14 protein-coding genes are annotated in these 15,591 nt (G+C 60.7%); 1 reads left to right on the top strand and 13 read right to left on the bottom strand.

The annotated features are described in order from the left end of the window. Positions 1 to 111: 111 nt before the first annotated feature. The 11 genes from OSC50_RS18700 to OSC50_RS18650 form a co-directional block, all read right to left on the bottom strand. Positions 112 to 450 (bottom strand): GlpM family protein, encoded by a 339-nt coding sequence (locus OSC50_RS18700; RefSeq protein WP_253510736.1) that lies wholly within the window; start codon positions 448 to 450, stop codon positions 112 to 114. Next, positions 450 to 1,787: a two-component response regulator AauR gene (gene aauR, locus OSC50_RS18695; protein ID WP_266248140.1), complete on the bottom strand. Its 1,338-nt coding sequence runs from the start codon at positions 1,785 to 1,787 to the stop codon at positions 450 to 452. Before aauR ends, OSC50_RS18700 begins: the two co-directional genes overlap by 1 nt. Next, positions 1,784 to 3,685, bottom strand: a complete 1,902-nt coding sequence (aauS, locus tag OSC50_RS18690; protein ID WP_181080523.1) for a two-component sensor histidine kinase AauS — start codon at positions 3,683 to 3,685, stop codon at positions 1,784 to 1,786. The genes aauR and aauS overlap by 4 nt, the downstream gene beginning before the upstream one ends. Before the next feature lie 78 nt (positions 3,686 to 3,763). Next, the gene (locus OSC50_RS18685) at positions 3,764 to 4,498 is read right to left on the bottom strand and encodes an amino acid ABC transporter ATP-binding protein (protein WP_042560754.1); all 735 of its coding nucleotides are present in this window, start codon (positions 4,496 to 4,498) and stop codon (positions 3,764 to 3,766) included. After that, positions 4,495 to 5,166, bottom strand: a complete 672-nt coding sequence (locus OSC50_RS18680; RefSeq protein ID WP_181080524.1) for an ABC transporter permease subunit — start codon at positions 5,164 to 5,166, stop codon at positions 4,495 to 4,497. Before OSC50_RS18680 ends, OSC50_RS18685 begins: the two co-directional genes overlap by 4 nt. Continuing rightward, positions 5,166 to 5,912, bottom strand: a complete 747-nt coding sequence (locus OSC50_RS18675; protein WP_181080525.1) for an amino acid ABC transporter permease — start codon at positions 5,910 to 5,912, stop codon at positions 5,166 to 5,168. Before OSC50_RS18675 ends, OSC50_RS18680 begins: the two co-directional genes overlap by 1 nt. A 194-nt stretch (positions 5,913 to 6,106) precedes the next feature. Then, entirely contained in the window at positions 6,107 to 7,033 is a 927-nt protein-coding gene (locus OSC50_RS18670; RefSeq protein ID WP_181080526.1) for a glutamate/aspartate ABC transporter substrate-binding protein, read from the bottom strand. Between the two features lie 368 nt (positions 7,034 to 7,401). Further along, complete coding sequence (glpD, locus tag OSC50_RS18665; RefSeq protein ID WP_181080527.1) at positions 7,402 to 8,940, bottom strand: glycerol-3-phosphate dehydrogenase; 1,539 nt, start codon at positions 8,938 to 8,940, stop codon at positions 7,402 to 7,404. Between the two features lie 248 nt (positions 8,941 to 9,188). Further along, a complete protein-coding gene (locus tag OSC50_RS18660) occupies positions 9,189 to 9,944 on the bottom strand; it encodes a DeoR/GlpR family transcriptional regulator (RefSeq protein ID WP_253510739.1) in 756 nt (251 codons plus the stop codon). Between the two features lie 83 nt (positions 9,945 to 10,027). Then, entirely contained in the window at positions 10,028 to 11,533 is a 1,506-nt protein-coding gene (glpK, locus tag OSC50_RS18655) for a glycerol kinase GlpK (RefSeq protein ID WP_181080528.1), read from the bottom strand. A 76-nt stretch (positions 11,534 to 11,609) separates the two neighbouring features. Continuing rightward, the gene (locus OSC50_RS18650) at positions 11,610 to 12,464 is read right to left on the bottom strand and encodes an MIP/aquaporin family protein (RefSeq protein WP_266248149.1); all 855 of its coding nucleotides are present in this window, start codon (positions 12,462 to 12,464) and stop codon (positions 11,610 to 11,612) included. Positions 12,465 to 12,789: 325 nt separating this feature from the next. On the opposite strand from OSC50_RS18650, the gene ybaK reads away from it, so the two are divergent. Continuing rightward, positions 12,790 to 13,260, top strand: coding sequence for a Cys-tRNA(Pro) deacylase (ybaK, locus tag OSC50_RS18645; RefSeq protein WP_253510745.1), 471 nt, complete (start codon positions 12,790 to 12,792; stop codon positions 13,258 to 13,260). A gap of 55 nt (positions 13,261 to 13,315) precedes the next feature. Here the strand turns inward: ybaK and OSC50_RS18640 are convergent, their stop codons facing one another. Continuing rightward, entirely contained in the window at positions 13,316 to 14,425 is a 1,110-nt protein-coding gene (locus OSC50_RS18640; protein ID WP_266248152.1) for an ABC transporter ATP-binding protein, read from the bottom strand. Beyond that, positions 14,422 to 15,342, bottom strand: coding sequence for an ornithine carbamoyltransferase (gene argF / locus OSC50_RS18635; protein WP_266248154.1), 921 nt, complete (start codon positions 15,340 to 15,342; stop codon positions 14,422 to 14,424). Before argF ends, OSC50_RS18640 begins: the two co-directional genes overlap by 4 nt. Positions 15,343 to 15,591: the final 249 nt, after the last annotated feature.

Genomic DNA, 15,591 nt, shown 5'->3' with positions numbered 1-15,591 from the left:
AAACTGTGGGAGGGGGCTTGCCCCCGATTGCAGTGGCCCAGTTACAGATGAGCTGACTGTCACACAGCTATCGGGGGCAAGCCCCCTCCCACAGTTTTTGACCGAGTCCGGTCATGTATGGAGGCGTACCCAGATGCTCACCAGGATTGTGGCGGCCATCAGCCAAGCCAGCGCCGCCACGGCTAAAGAAGCTTCCAGGCGCATTCGGTCCACCATCACATACAACGCAGCCAGGTACACAAAGTACGGAATGATCGACCACATGCCGAACAGGATGGTGGTCTTCAAGTCTTCCACCGAGCGGCCTTTGCCGACGATGTAGTGGGCGATCAGCGCAAAGGTCGGGAACAGCGGCACCAGCCCGGCGATGTAATAGTTTTTGGTCTTGGCCAGCGCGGCCAGTATCAGCACCACCGCCGCGCCCAGGGCGGCCTTCAGAAACAGATCCATCAGTGGCTCAACCCGTATTTTTTGACCTTGTCGAACAGTGTGGTCTTGGCCATCCCCAATTCCAGGCTGGCCTGTGTGAGGTTGCCGCCGCTGCGTTGCAGGGCGTCCATCAGCAGGTTGCGTTCAAAGGCTTCCACCGCCTCGGTAAAGGCCAACCCCTGGCCGCCGCTGCCGGTGCCGCTTTTCTTGAACGCGGGCAGGCCCAGGGCGAAGCGTTCGGCGACGTTGCGCAGTTCGCGGACATTGCCGGGCCAGTCGTGGCTCATCAGGCTGGACAGGGTCTGGTTGTCCAGCTCCGGCGCCGTGCGGTCGAAGCGCAGGGACGACTGCTGCAGGAAATGTTCGAACAGTTGCAGGATGTCTTCGCGGCGCTCGCGCAGGGGCGGCAGCTCCAGGGTCACCACGTTGAGACGGTAATACAGGTCGCTGCGAAACTGACCGGCGCGGCTCAGTTCGTCCAGATCGGATTTAGTGGCCGCAATGACCCGGCAATCCACCGCCACGCTCTGGTTGGACCCCAGCCGTTCCAGGGTGCGTTCCTGCAGGACCCGCAGTAATTTGATCTGCAGATTGATCGGCATGCTTTCCACTTCATCGAGAAACAGCGTGCCTTCGTGGGCGTGTTCGATCTTGCCGATGCGTCGCTTGCCCGCGCCGGTGAAGGCATTGGCCTCGTGGCCGAAAATCTCGCTTTCGAAGAGGTTTTCCGGCAGGCCACCGCAGTTCAGGGCGACAAATTGGTGGGCGTGACGCCGGCTGAAATCGTGCAGGCAACGGGCGACCAGTTCCTTGCCGGTACCGGTTTCGCCTTCGATCAGCACGTTGGCCGACGTGTCGGCGACGTTGGCGATCAGCTCGCGCAGGCTCTGCATGGCCGGCGAGCGCCCGATGATGCGGCCTTCCAGGGAGTCGCGCTCGGCCAGTTGACGACGCAGCGCCCAGACTTCCCGCGCCAGCCCGCGCTGCTCCAGGGCGCGTCGGGCGACGTCCACCAGGCGTTCGGGGGAGAAGGGTTTTTCCATGAAGTCATAGGCGCCGTTGCGCATTGCGCCGACGGCCATGGAAATATCGCCATGCCCGGTGATCAGCACCACCGGCAGGCTTTTATCCAGCGCCTTGAGGCGGGTGAGCAGCTCCAGGCCGTCGATGCCCGGCAGGCGAATATCGCTGATGACAATGCCGGCGAAGTTCTCGCCGACGCGCTTCAAGGCTTCCTCGGCGCTGCCCACGCCCACGCTGGTGATGTCCTCCAGCGCCAGGGCCTGCTGGCAACCGAGCAGCACATGGGGGTCGTCTTCGACGATCAGGACGGTGAGGTCGTTGCGGTCTGTATTCATGTCGACTCAGTGGGTTGAGCGCCCGCCAACGGCAGGCTCAGGACAAAGGCCGTACCACCGCTGGCCGGATGCTCCACGGCGAGGTTGCCACCCGTGGCGGCCGCCAGGCTGGCCGACAGGGTCAGGCCCAGGCCCAGGCCCTGTTCGCCGGGTTTGGTGGTAAAGAACGGTTCGAACAAATGCTTGCGCGCCTCGGGGTCGATGCCGTGGCCATTGTCGCGCACCTGCAGGCGGTACTTGCCCTCGCTGCCGCTGCCTTCCAGCCACAGTTCGGGGGCCGGTTGCGCCTGCATGGCGTCAAGGGCGTTGCCGATCAGGTTGACCAGGATCTGCTCCAGGCGGGTCTGATCGATCTGCAAGGCAGCGTCGGCGAAGTCTCGGTGCAGGGTCAGCGGCAAGTTGTCCAGACGCGCGCCCAGCACCTGGAACGCGGCGTCCACCGCTTTGGCCAGGCTGGCCTCGCCCTGGTCATCACCGCGCCGGGCAAAGGAGCGCAGGCTGGCGGTGATGCGGCCCATGCGGTCGATCAGTTCGTTGATGGTCTTGAGGTTGGCGCTGGCGGTGTCCAGCGCGCCGCGCTCAAGAAAACGCACAGTGTTGCCGGACAACGTGCGCAGCGCGGCCAATGGCTGGTTGAGTTCATGGGCGATGCTGGTGGACATCTGGCCGATGGCCGCGAGTTTGCCGGCCTGTACCAGTTCATCCTGGGCACGGCGCAGGGTTTCTTCGGCCTGGCGCCGTTCGCGGATCTGACCCTTGAGCCGTTCGTTGCTGGCGCGCAGGTCGGTGGTGCGTTCGGCAATCCTACGCTCCAGCTGGCTGTTGGCTTCCTGCAAGGCTTCCCGCGCGGCGAGGCGGGTGGCGATGACCTTGCGTCGCTCGTTCCAGGCGATCAGCAGGAAGGCGACCAGGCCGAAGGCCACTGCCACCAGGATGCCCTGGTTGATGGCCGCGCGACGCAGGTCGTTGAGCGGGGTGAGCAGGGTAAAGCTCCACGGTGTGTCGTTGAGCGGACGAGTTTGCGCCAGGTAGCTGACGGCGTGCTCGTCATTGACCACTTCGCTGTTGGCCGGGAAGGTCAGTTTTTCGGTGCCTTCCTTCAAACGCTCGCGGGCCAGGGGCTCCAGCTCGTTCAAGGTGGCCCAGTAGTATTGCAGGCTGTGGGCCAGGCGTTCCTTGACCTCATCGCTCAGTGGGCGCACGGCCTTGAGACGGCGGGCCGGGTCGCTGGAGAGGATGATGATGCCGTTCTCGTCGCTCACGAATGCTTCGAGGCGCGCGCGCTGCCAGCGTTCTTCGAGGGCTTCGAGGCGCACTTTGACCACGGCGACGCCGATGATCTTGCCGTGCTCTTCCAGGCCATGGGCGAGGTAATAGCCGGGCTCGCCGTTGGTGCTGCCGATGCCGTAGAAACGGCCGGGCTGGCCGCGCACGGCGTTCTGGAAATAGGCGCGGAAAGACAGGTCTTCACCCTGGTAACTGTCGGCATCGCGCCAATTACTGGTGGCGAGCACGCGGCCAGTGGTGTCCATCACGTAGATGGCGCGGCTGCGGCTGCGACGGTTCAGGCCTTCGAGGTATTCGTTGACGGCTTTGCGGGTTTCCTGATTCGGATCGGCCAGCAGTGTGGAGACGCTGGTTTCCAGCTCCAGCAGGCTGGGCAGGTAGGTGTACTTGCTGATCTCGCTTTCGACGGTGCGGGCATGCAGTTCCAGTTGGCGCTCGCCATTGTCACTGAGGGTGCGGATGCCATAGTACTCGCTGATCCAGAAGCCGATGTAACCCAGGCCGACCATCAGGGCGATGATCAACGGCGGCAGGAACAACTGGCGAATCAGACGAGGTTTCACGGCAAGTGATGGCGGTGCGGCGCGAAATTGGTTGGGGTCGCATTTCATCACAGATGCCTTGGGTCAACCAGAGCTGCCATGTAGGAGGGGACTTGCCCCCTCCCACACTGGCTCGGGCTTAATTGCTTAGTGCTGCAGGATTTTCTCGAGGAAGTGCTGCGCGCGCTCCGAGCGGGCGCTGATGTCGCCGAAGAACTCTTCCTTCGGGCAGTCTTCGATGATCTTGCCGGCGTCCATGAAGATCACGCGGTCGGCCACTTTACGCGCGAAGCCCATTTCGTGGGTCACGCACATCATGGTCATGCCTTCCTGGGCCAACTGCACCATCACGTCCAACACTTCGTTGACCATTTCCGGGTCCAACGCCGAGGTCGGTTCGTCGAACAGCATGACGATCGGGTCCATGGCCAGGGCGCGGGCAATCGCCACACGTTGCTGCTGGCCACCGGAGAGCTGGCCAGGGTGCTTGTGGGCGTGTGCCGACAGGCCGACGCGCTCAAGCAGTTGCAGGCCTTTCTTGGTGGCCTCTTCCTTGCTGCGGCCGAGCACCTTGATCTGCGCGATGGTCAGGTTTTCGGTGATGGTCAGGTGCGGGAACAGCTCGAAGTGCTGGAACACCATACCGACGCGCGAGCGCAGTTTCGGCAGGTTGGTCTTCGGGTCGGCGATGGAGGTGCCATCGACGACGATGTCGCCTTTCTGGAACGGTTCCAGCGCATTCACGCACTTGATCAGGGTGGATTTGCCCGAGCCGGACGGCCCGCACACCACGATCACTTCGCCTTTTTTAACCTCGGTGCTGCAATCGGTCAGCACCTGGAAGTCGCCATACCACTTGTTGATGTTCTTGATAGAGATCATACGGCAAACCTTTTTTGCAGACGCTTGACCAGCAGCGAGGCGGAAAAGCTGATGATGAAGTAGACGACACCGGCGAAGATCAGGAACTCATTGGAGCGGCCGATGATGTCGCCGTTGGAGCGGGCGGAGTTGAGGAAGTCCACCAGGCCCACGGTGTAGACCAGCGAGGTGTCCTGGAACAGGATGATCGACTGTTGCAGCAGCAACGGGGTCATCTTGCGGAACGCCTGGGGCAGGATGATCAGGCGCATGGTCTGGCCATAGGTCATGCCCATCGCCTGCGCCGCCGCCATCTGGCCCTTGGGGATCGACTGCACGCCGGCCCGCACGATTTCACAGAAGTACGCGGCTTCGAACATCATGAAGGCCACGACGCAGGAGGTGAACGCACCGATCGGGGTGTCTTCTCCGGTGATCCAGCGCAGCACGAACGGCACCGCGAGGTAGAACCAGGTAATCACCAGCAACAGGGGGATCGAGCGGAAATAGTTCACATAGGCGCCGGCCAGCCGCGACAGCAGTTTGCTGGACGACAGGCGCATCAGCGCGAGGAGCGTGCCCAGGATAATGCCGCCGACCACGCCCATGACCATCAGCTTCAAGGTCATGACCATGCCGTTCCACAGGCCCGGTATGGCGGGGATGATGCCGCTGAAATCGAGTTCCATTATTTACCCCCCACGGAGATCAGGCCGGGCACTGCGACTTTCTTCTCGACCAGGCGCATCAGCAGCATCAGGCTCATGTTCAGGGTGAAGTAGATCAGCGTGGCCAGGGTGAAGGCTTCGAACAGGTTGGCCGAGAACTCGGCGGTCTGTTTGGTTTGCGCCAGCAGTTCCATCAGGCCGATCAAGGACGCCACGGAGGAGTTCTTGAACACGTTGAGGAATTCCGAGGTGAGCGGCGGAATGATGATGCGGTAGGCCTGGGGCAGCAGCACGTTCCAGTAGATCTGGGGCAGCTTGAAGCCCATGGCGCGCGCGGCGGATTCCTGGCCACGCGGCAGCGCCTGGATACCGGTGCGCACTTGCTCGCACACACGGGCGGCGGTGAACAGGCCCAGGCACACGACGACGCTCAGGTAGGCCGAGGTGGTCGGGTTCAGGTCCTGCTTGTACCAGTCCTGCAGGTTCTGCGGCAGCAGGTCGGGCACCAGGAAGTACCAGATGAACAGCTGCACCAGCAGCGGTACGTTGCGGAACAGCTCCACGTAGCAGGTCGCGATGCCCGATACCAAACGGTTCGGCACGGTGCGCATGACCCCCAGAATGGAGCCCAGCAGCAAAGCGATGATCCATGCCACGACAGCGATGGCGATGGTCCAGCCCAAACCGGCGATGTACCAGTCGAGATAGGTCTCGCTGCCCACGCCGGTGGACTTGAAGAACACGCCCCAGTCCCAGTTGTAATTCATTAGGGTCTCCCCTCGAAATCGATCGATGTACAAGCACCCGCTTGGGGAAAATCCATTCCCGCCTGACGTTGAACGCCAGGCACACGCGATCGGCTCGAAAACCGCCAGGTCGAGTGTTCCAAGTTAAAACCAGCAGGTAGTAGCAGACGCCTGAGGGAGGGTTGGCTCCCTCAGGAGATAAGGTTAGTCAGCTTTTAGATCTTTACTTCCGGAGCCGGCTTGTCGGTCGGGTTCTTAATCAGTTCCTTGACCTTGTCGCTCATCGGGAAGTTGAGGTTCAGGCCTTTTGGTGGAACCGGGCTTTCGAACCATTTGGCGTAGATCTTGTTGATCTCACCGGATTTGTACAGGCCGATGATGGCGTCATCCACGGCTTTCTTGAACGCTGGATCGTCTTTGCGGACCATGCAGGCGTAGGCTTCGAAAGACTGTGGGGTACCGGTGATGACCCAGTCATCCGGCTTCTTGGCCTTGGCTTCTTCGCCGGCCAGCAGGGCGTCGTCCATCATGAACGCTACCGCGCGACCACCTTCGAGCATCTGGAAGGATTCGCCATGGTCTTTGGCGGAGATGACGTTCATGCCCATCTGCTTGTCGGCGTTCATCGACTTGATGATGCGCTCGGACGTGGTACCGGCGGTGGTCACCACGTTCTTGCCTTTAAGGTCGGCGAAGTCGGCGTAGCTTGGCTTGCCGTCCTTGTCCTTTTTGACCAGCAGGCGCGTGCCGATTTCGAAGATGTTGGTGGTGAAGGCGACTTGTTGGGCGCGTTCGGCGTTGTTGGTGGTGGAACCGCACTCGATGTCGACGGTGCCGTTCTGAACCAGTGGAATACGGGTCTGCGAAGTTACCAGGTTGTACTTGGCCTGCAGATCGGGTTTGTTCAGGTCTTTTTTCAGGGCTTCAACGATGGCTAGCTGAATGTCGTGGGAGTAGCCCACAGGTTTGCCCGAACCATCCGCGATATAGGAAAACGGGATGGAGCTGTCGCGGTGCCCGAGGGTGATGGTGCCGGAGTCGTTGATTTTCTTCAGAGTGCCGGTGAGTTCGGCGGCAAAAACTGGAGTGCTGATCAGAGCAGCAGCGATAGCTGCGCCCAGGATATGGGGAACGATGCGCATCAATACTTCCTCGACATTTGTTTTTTTTATGAAGCCAGCTAAACGGCTCTCTTGTACAGCGAATGTCCGTGACGGCTCCTGAGGCGTCTCGGCAATCGTCCAAGAGTGTAGAGCATGAGTCGTGCCAGGCTCGAAACAAAAGCTTAAATATATGATTTACATAAAGATTAAGTTTGTATGACAGGTTTTTTCCAGCGCTGCGATCCGGCAAACCGAATAGCTCGGGGTGTGGCGTTCGGAAATCCGAATGGTCCTGCAGTGGCCCGGGTACGAATTCCTACGTGAGCACTGCAAAAACGCCGCGTTTATTCCGAATAAACGCGGCGTTCCGGGGGGAGCGAGCAAGCTCGCTCAGTACAGCGCGGTCATCAGGCCGCTTCGATCTTGCTGCGGTTCTGCTCAACCTTGGAGAGGTAACGCCGTACGCCTTCCTGTTCCTGTTCGGTGGTGAACAGGCCGAGCTTAGTCCGGCGCCACAGGATGTCATGGGCCTGGGTGGCCCATTCTTCAGCGCACAGGTAGTCGACTTCGCGGGTGTACAGGCCACCGCCCAAGTGCTCGCCCAGGTCGGCCAGGGATTGCACGCCCTCCAGCAGGCGCCAGGTGCGGCTGCCGTAGGTGGTGGACCAGCGACGCGCAATCTCGCTCGGCACCCAGTCGAACCTGGCGCGAATCGCCTCGGCCAGCGCTTCGGGCGTGCTCATGTCTTCGCCGCCCGGCAGGCTGGCCGTGGCGGTCCAGCTCGGGCGCATCTGCGTGAAGTACGGCGCCAGTTGGGCCATGGCCGATTCGGCGAGCTTGCGGTAAGTGGTCAGCTTGCCACCGAACACGGACAGGATAGGCGCCTCGCCGGTGCCCCCGGACAGTGCCAGGGTGTAGTCGCGGGTAATTGCCGACGGATTGTCCGACTCGTCGTTGCACAGCGGGCGCACGCCGGAGTAGGTGTGCACGATGTCATCGCGGCTCAGTTGCTTCTTGAAGTGAGCGTTGACCACTTGAAGCATGTAGTCGGTTTCGCCCTCCGTGATCGCCACTTTCGCCGGGTCGCCGGTGTATTCGCGGTCGGTGGTGCCGATGATGGTCAAGTGGTTCAGGTAAGGAATGGTGAAAACGATACGCTGGTCTTCGTTCTGCAGGATGTGCGCGTGAGCGCCTTCGTACAGTTTTGGCACGATCAGGTGGCTGCCCTGAATCAGACGAATGCCGTAGGGCGAATCCAGTTTCAGGTCGTCCTTGATGAACTTGGCCACCCATGGGCCGGCAGCATTCACCAACGCGCGCGCGCGGATCGAGAACAGGCTGCCGTCGGCACGTTCCATGTTCATTTCCCACAGGCCCTTGCTGCGATGGGCGCTGATGCAACGGGTCTGAGTGTGGATATGGGCGCCTTTTTCACGGGCGGCCATGGCGTTGAGCACTACCAGTCGGGCATCGTCGACCCAGCAGTCGGAATACTCGAAACCCTTGGTGATTTCGCTTTTCAGCGGGCTGTCCGGGCCGAACTTCAGGCTCTTGGAGCCCGCGAGTTTTTCGCGCTTGCCCAGGTGGTCATAGAGGAACAGCCCGGCACGAATCATCCACGCCGGGCGCAGGTGCGGGCGGTGCGGCAGGACAAAACGCATTTGCTTGACGATGTGCGGCGCCTTGGCCAGCAGCACTTCGCGTTCGGCCAGGGCTTCACGCACCAGGCGGAATTCGTAATGCTCGAGGTAGCGCAGGCCGCCGTGGATCAACTTACTGCTGGCGGAAGAGGTGTGGCTGGCCAAGTCATCCTTTTCGCAAAGGAATACCGACAGCCCGCGACCGGCTGCGTCTGCTGCAATGCCGACGCCATTGATCCCGCCACCGATCACGGCAACGTCATAGACTTCGGCAAGCGGTGGAGCAGGCAAGGTAGAAGGGTTCATCGGCTGGCCTCGCGATCTTTTCGTATTGGAATTCGAACATTAATGTTCATTTGCGAAAATGGTAGCTGATAAACGCGGGCACAGCCACCCGACTTCGATTGAAAAAACTCATCGAAGGGCGGGGAAAGGAAAATTTGTGAACATGAGCCTGTATCAGGCTCAACCTATGTGGGGCGGATCGATCGCTTTCGGGGGCAAGCCCCCTCCCACATTTTGGTGGGTGAACCCATTCGAGGTGGGAGAGGGTCCTACACGACTTCCAGCCGAACCTTATGCTGATTCAGCAACTGCACCAGCGCCGGCACCGGCTCCTGATCAGTTACCAGGCAATCCACCAGGCTGATTGGCCCCAGGCGAATCATGGCATTGCGCCCGAATTTGCTGGAATCCGCCGCCAGTATCACTTGCCGCGCATTGGCGATGATCGCCTGGGACACGCGCACTTCCTGGTAATCGAAGTCCAGCAGGCTGCCGTCCTCGTCGATGCCGCTGATACCCACCAGCGCGAAGTCGACCTTGAACTGATTGATGAAATCCACGCTTGCCTGGCCCACCACGCCGCCGTCGCGTCGCACATTGCCGCCGGTGAGCAGCACGTCGAAGTCGTCCTTGGCGCTGAGCATGGTGGCAACGTTGAGGTTGTTGGTGATGATTTTCAGATGGTTGTGGTTCAGCAGCGCACGGGCAATGGATTCGGTGGTGGTGCCGATATTGATGAACAGCGAGGCGTGATCGGGGATCTGGGCGGCGACGGCTTCGCCGATGCGTTGTTTTTCATCGCGCATCTGATCGGCACGCATGGCGTACGCAGTGTTTTCGACGCTGGAGTCATAGGCCGCGCCGCCGTGGTAGCGGCGCAGCAGATTGGCGTCCGCCAGTTGGTTGATATCGCGGCGGATGGTTTGCGGGGTGACAACGAACAACTGCGCCATTTCCTCGATACTGACGTAGCCGCGCTCGCGGACCAGTTCGAGGATTTGTTGCTGGCGGGGAGGCAGATTCATGGGGCGTCCTTTGGGCTGCCATACAAAAGTGGCCCATGATGACGCAGGAATCTGCTCCCTGCCAGTTACAACCCGACGTTGGCTTATTCAGCGCCTTCGTGGGGCTCCCAGTCACGGGTGCGGCTGACCGCTTTCTGCCAGCCGGCGTAGAGCTTTTCCTTTTCCTTTTCGTCCAGCTGAGGTTCGAATTCGCGCTCGATCACCGCCTTGCCACGCAACTCGTCCAGGCTGCCCCAGAAGCCGCAGGCCAGGCCGGCCAGGTATGCGGCGCCGAGTGCTGTGGTTTCGCGCATTTGCGGGCGCTCCACCTGGGTGCCGAGGATGTCGGCCTGGAACTGCATCAGGAAGTTGTTGGCCACCGCGCCGCCATCCACGCGCAGGGCTTTGAGGCGTTCGCCGGAATCCTGCTGCATGGCGTCCAGTACGTCGCGGGTCTGGTAGGCAATCGACTCCAGGGCGGCACGAATAATGTGATCCACACGTACGCCACGGGTCAGGCCGAACAGCGCGCCACGGGCATAGGGGTCCCAATACGGTGCGCCCAGGCCGGTGAATGCCGGCACCAGGTACACGCCGTTGCTGTCCTTGACCTTGCCGGCAAAGTATTCGGTGTCATGGGCATCGTTGATGATCTTCAGCTCATCGCGCAGCCACTGCACGGTGGAACCGCCGTTGAACACGGCGCCTTCCAGGGCGTAGGCCACTTCGCCACGCGGGCCGCAGGCGATGGTGGTGAGCATGCCGTGCTTGGATTTCACGGCCTTGTCACCGGTGTTCATCAGCAGGAAGCAGCCGGTGCCATAAGTATTCTTGGCCTGGCCGGCTTCCACGCACATCTGGCCGAACAGCGCGGCCTGCTGGTCACCGGCGATGCCGCCGATGGCGATGCCGCTTTTGGTGCGGCCGTAGATTTCCGACGAGGACTTCACTTCCGGCAGCATTTCGCGCGGGATGTCGAGGATCTCCAGCATCTTCGCGTCCCACTCCAGCGAGTGGATGTTGAAGAGCATGGTGCGCGAGGCGTTGGTGTAGTCGGTGACGTGGGTTTTGCCGCCGGTAAATTTCCAGATCAGCCAGCTGTCGACGGTGCCGAACAGCAGTTCGCCGTTGCGTGCACGCTCGCGGCTGCCTTCGACGTTGTCGAGGATCCACTTGAGCTTGGTGCCGGAGAAGTACGGGTCGGTGACCAGGCCGGTAGTGTCGCTGATGTACTGTTCGTGACCGTCGCGCTTGAGCTGTTGGCAGATCTCGGTGCTGCGACGGCACTGCCAGACGATAGCGTTGTAGATCGGGCGGCCGGTGACTTTGTCCCAGACCACCGTGGTTTCCCGCTGGTTGGTAATGCCGATGGCGGCAACCTGGTCATGGTGCAGGCCGGCCTGGGCCAGCGCTTCGACCATCACCGCGCTCTGAGTGGCGAAGATTTCCATCGGGTCGTGTTCGACCCAGCCCGCCTGCGGATAATGCTGGGCAAACTCGCGCTGGGCGGTGCAAACCACGTTGGCGTCACGATCAAAGATGATTGCCCGCGAACTGGTGGTGCCCTGGTCGAGGGCAATGATGTAGTTCTTATTCTGAAGGTCGGTCATGTCGATTGCCTTGAACGAAATAGGAAGTCAGAAACCAGCCTGGGCCGCGAAGGGCAGGGGCGCCAGGCCGGCGCTTTCAGGAAATACGGGTATTACCGTTGACAGCCGTGTCAGGTGTTTCAATTACCGCAGGCGCGGCGCTTGGCAGATGGCGGGCAATCAGCCCGCGATAGGCAGCGGCACCGAGGCATGCACCCACAATCGGCGCGAAGATCGGCACCAGGAAGTAAGGAATATCGCGTCCGCCAGTAAGGGCCATTTCACCCCAGCCGGCGAAAAAGGTCATCAGCTTCGGCCCCAGATCCCGCGCCGGGTTCATTGCGAAACCGGTCAGTGGTCCCATGGAGCTGCCGATCACCGCGATCAACAAACCGATCAGCAGCGGCGCCAGCGGGCCGCGTGGCAGGCCATTGTTGTCATCGGTCAGGGCCATGATCACGCCCATCAGGATGGCGGTGATGACCATTTCCACCAGGAATGCCTGGGCGGTACTCAGCAGGGCGTGGGGGTAGGTAGAGAACACCGACGCCAGTTCGAGGCTGGCTTGAGTGCCGCGCACCAGGTGATGGGTTTGTTCGTAATCGAAAAACAGATTGCTGTAGAGGGTGTACACCAGGGCGGCGGAGCAGAAAGCGCCGGCGATCTGGGCGAGGATATAGAACGGCAGTTTGCGCTTGTCGAAATCAGCGAACAGGCACAGGGCGATACTGACCGCCGGGTTGAGGTGGGCGCCGGAAATCCCGGCGCTCAGGTAGATCGCCATGCTCACGCCGACCCCCCAGATGATGCTGATTTCCCACAAGCCAAAGCTGGCGCCCGCAACCTTGAGCGCAGCGACGCAACCGGTACCGAAGAAGATCAGAAGCGCAGTGCCCAGAAACTCGGCCATGCATTGGCTTGAAAGTGAAGGCTGTCGAAGAGCAGTTGTCATGGAAAACCTCAATTGTTTTTCTTGTCTGGCGTTTGGCCTCGTTGGACCTGGCGCGATTTTCACCGTGGCGGGGATCCCCATCTCCGTCACGGCTTACTGCTCGAATGCGTAGGATTATTTCCACGGTATTCGGAAACGAAAAAATATAGACAAGAATGACCGCTGTCAAAGGTCGAAAGTGAACTGTCAGTCACTTTCAAACTATTGGTCTGATGAATGATCACGTCGCCGTAGCGTGGCGCGTGCCAAGGCAGGCGGCGCACTAGAGCGTTTTGTGCGGGGTTGGCTTAGAATTGGCCATCCGTTCGCCACGCCTGGAGCGTCCATGACCCCTGCATTGGATCTGTTGAAAAAAGTTCGCGCCGAACATCGCATTCACAGTTACGAACACGACCCCAAGGCCGCCTCCTATGGGCTGGAGGCCGCGGAGAAATTGGGCCTTGACCCGGCGCAGGTGTTCAAGACGCTGCTGGCCAGCAGCGAGAAAGGCGAGTTACTGGTGGCCGTAGTACCGGTCGTCGGAAGTCTGGACTTAAAGGCACTGGCTCATGCGGCGGGGGTCAAGAAAGTCGAAATGGCCGATCCTGCGGCGGCGCAGCGTTCGACCGGTTATTTGCTGGGCGGCATCAGCCCGCTGGGGCAGAAGAAACGCTTGCGTACGTTTATCGATGTGACGGCGCAGCCGTTCGCGACGATTTTTGTCAGTGCGGGCAGGAGAGGGCTGGAAGTGGAGTTGCCCGCCGCGGTGCTGGCGGAACATACCCAAGCCAAGTTCGCCGAGATTGGCCGGACGTAATTCAAGTAGCCGGGAATCCAATGTGGGAGGGACTTTCCGCCCTCCCCCCTATTTATCAACTGACAGGGCTGTAGCGCCGTACGCCGGATTCGACTTGCGGAATCTGCGCCGCAACGCTGCCTGACGCCTGGAACAGCACCAGGTGTTCAGCCGCAACACGAATGCCCACCTCCGCGCCCACCTGATGATCGGCATGGCTGGGAAAAATCGACTCCAGTTGTGCGCCGGTCGGCAGTTGCAGGCGGTACAACGTCGATGCACCGAGGAAAGTCTTGCCGACAATCCTTGCCTTCAACGCGCTGTCCGGCGCGTAGACGATGTCATCCGGGCGCAGCAACACATCCACCGCGCCTCCGGTGGGCCACGTGTAGGCACGGTTGCCACGCAGGTCGCCCAGTTCGGTACTCACGGATTCCGGCGAACTCAACTGCCCGCGAATGAAGTAGCCCTGGCCGATAAAGCTGGCCACATAAGGCGTCTGCGGTTCGTGATAGAGGTTATAGGGCGTGTCCCACTGCTCGAGGCGGCCTTCTTTGAACACACCCACCTGATCGCTCACGGCGAAGGCTTCTTCCTGGTCATGGGTGACCAGGATTGCACTGGTGCCGCGCGCCTTGAGGATATCGCGCACCTCATGGCTGAGTTTGCGGCGCAATTCGCCATCAAGGTTGGAGAACGGTTCGTCCAGCAGCAGCAATTGCGGCTCCGGCGCCAGGGCGCGGGCCAGGGCCACGCGTTGTTGCTGACCGCCGGAAAGCTCGTGGGGGAAGCGCTTGCCCAGGTTTTTCAGATTGACCAGTTCCAACAGCTCGGCGACCACGCGTTCTTTGTGCGGATGCTTGCGAATGCCAAAGGCAATGTTGTCGGCCACGCTCAGATGAGGAAACAGCGCGTAGTCCTGGAACACCATGCCGATGCGACGTTTCTCCGGAGCGAGTGTGAAGCCGGCACTGGAGATGACCTCGCCCGCCAGGCTTATTTCGCCCTCGTGCACCGGCTCGAACCCGGCGATTGCACGAAGCGTGGTGGTTTTGCCGCAGCCAGAGGAGCCTAGCAGGCAGCCGATGTCACCGGCATTGAGGTGCAGGTTGAGGTTCTGCACCACCCGTTGGTCTTGATAGCCGCATGCCAGGTTGCGCAGGTTCAGCAGTAATGAATGGTTCATGCGTGGTGGTACGCCGGCTCGACCAGGAATTCGAGCAGGGCCTTTTGCGCATGCAGGCGGTTTTCAGCCTGATCCCAGGCGACCGAACGCGGGTCGTCGAGCAGGTCGAGGCTGATTTCTTCGCCACGGTGCGCGGGCAGACAGTGCATGAACAGCACGTCCGTCGCGGCCATATCGAGCAGGTCGCGGTTGACCTGATAGGGCGCGAACAGGGCCATGCGCTTGGCGGTTTCGTCTTCCTGGCCCATGGAGGTCCAGACGTCGGTGGTCACCAGATGGGCGCCGACCACGGCGTCTTTCGGATCGCGCAGCAACTGTACGCGCCCATCGGCCTTGGCCAGGAATTGGGCATTGGGTTCGAAACCTTCCGGGCACGCGATGCGCAGATGGAAGTCGAACTGGATCGCCGCTTCTATATAGCTGTTGCACATGTTGTTGCCATCGCCGATCCAGGCCACGGTCTTGCCCTGGATTGAGCCACGGTGTTCAAGGAACGTTTGCATGTCGGCCAGCAACTGGCAGGGGTGCAGGTCATCGGACAGGCCGTTGATTACCGGCACGCGCGAGTTGGCGGCGAATTCGGTCAAGGTGCTGTGGGCAAAAGTACGGATCATCACCGCGTCGAGCATGCGCGACATGACGATGGCGCAATCGCTGATCGGCTCGCCACGGCCCAGTTGGGTGTCACGCGGCGACAGGAAGATCGCCTGGCCGCCCAGCTGAATCATGCCGGCTTCGAAGGACAAGCGGGTGCGGGTGGACGACTTCTCGAAAATCATCCCGAGCACGCGGTTTTTCAAAGGCTCGAACAGTACGCCGCGGTTACGCAGGTCTTTAAGCTCAATGCCTCGACGGATCACACTGACCAGCTCTTCGGGCGTGCAGTCCATCAGCGAGAGAAAGTGCCTTGCGCTCATCATTAACTACCTTTTGCAACAGACCGCAGATTCTCAAAGCCTTGTTTATTGTGACAACGGGCGAGACCTGCGGCGGAAGCCGCACGGGGGCGACGAAATAGGGGAAGGCGCGATATTGACATTAAATGTCGCGTCTTACCAATAGGGGCTACGTTTTTAGGGGTGTTCAAGCAGGACGCCGAGGCGCGTTTGAAGACAATTTCCTGACAGCAGCGGGCCATTTGTACACTGGCGCTGCAACCTTTTGCA

Source organism: Pseudomonas quebecensis (genome assembly GCF_026410085.1).
In the GTDB taxonomy this organism is placed as follows: domain Bacteria; phylum Pseudomonadota; class Gammaproteobacteria; order Pseudomonadales; family Pseudomonadaceae; genus Aquipseudomonas; species Aquipseudomonas quebecensis.
Note: the sequence above shows the minus strand (reverse complement) of the source record. Positions and strands in the feature narration are given on the sequence as shown.

Coding starts and splice junctions, on each gene's coding strand:
- aauR (WP_266248140.1), bottom strand. CDS start 1,787: ATGAATACAGACCGCAACGACCTCACCGTCCTGATCGTCGAAGACGAC.
- OSC50_RS18685 (WP_042560754.1), bottom strand. CDS start 4,498: ATGATCTCTATCAAGAACATCAACAAGTGGTATGGCGACTTCCAGGTG.
- glpD (WP_181080527.1), bottom strand. CDS start 8,940: ATGAACCCTTCTACCTTGCCTGCTCCACCGCTTGCCGAAGTCTATGAC.
- argF (WP_266248154.1), bottom strand. CDS start 15,342: ATGAGCGCAAGGCACTTTCTCTCGCTGATGGACTGCACGCCCGAAGAG.
- OSC50_RS18675 (WP_181080525.1), bottom strand. CDS start 5,912: ATGAATTACAACTGGGACTGGGGCGTGTTCTTCAAGTCCACCGGCGTG.
- OSC50_RS18650 (WP_266248149.1), bottom strand. CDS start 12,464: ATGACAACTGCTCTTCGACAGCCTTCACTTTCAAGCCAATGCATGGCC.
- OSC50_RS18640 (WP_266248152.1), bottom strand. CDS start 14,425: ATGAACCATTCATTACTGCTGAACCTGCGCAACCTGGCATGCGGCTAT.
- aauS (WP_181080523.1), bottom strand. CDS start 3,685: ATGAAATGCGACCCCAACCAATTTCGCGCCGCACCGCCATCACTTGCC.
- ybaK (WP_253510745.1), top strand. CDS start 12,790: ATGACCCCTGCATTGGATCTGTTGAAAAAAGTTCGCGCCGAACATCGC.
- OSC50_RS18680 (WP_181080524.1), bottom strand. CDS start 5,166: ATGGAACTCGATTTCAGCGGCATCATCCCCGCCATACCGGGCCTGTGG.
- OSC50_RS18660 (WP_253510739.1), bottom strand. CDS start 9,944: ATGAATCTGCCTCCCCGCCAGCAACAAATCCTCGAACTGGTCCGCGAG.
- OSC50_RS18700 (WP_253510736.1), bottom strand. CDS start 450: ATGGATCTGTTTCTGAAGGCCGCCCTGGGCGCGGCGGTGGTGCTGATA.
- OSC50_RS18670 (WP_181080526.1), bottom strand. CDS start 7,033: ATGCGCATCGTTCCCCATATCCTGGGCGCAGCTATCGCTGCTGCTCTG.
- glpK (WP_181080528.1), bottom strand. CDS start 11,533: ATGACCGACCTTCAGAATAAGAACTACATCATTGCCCTCGACCAGGGC.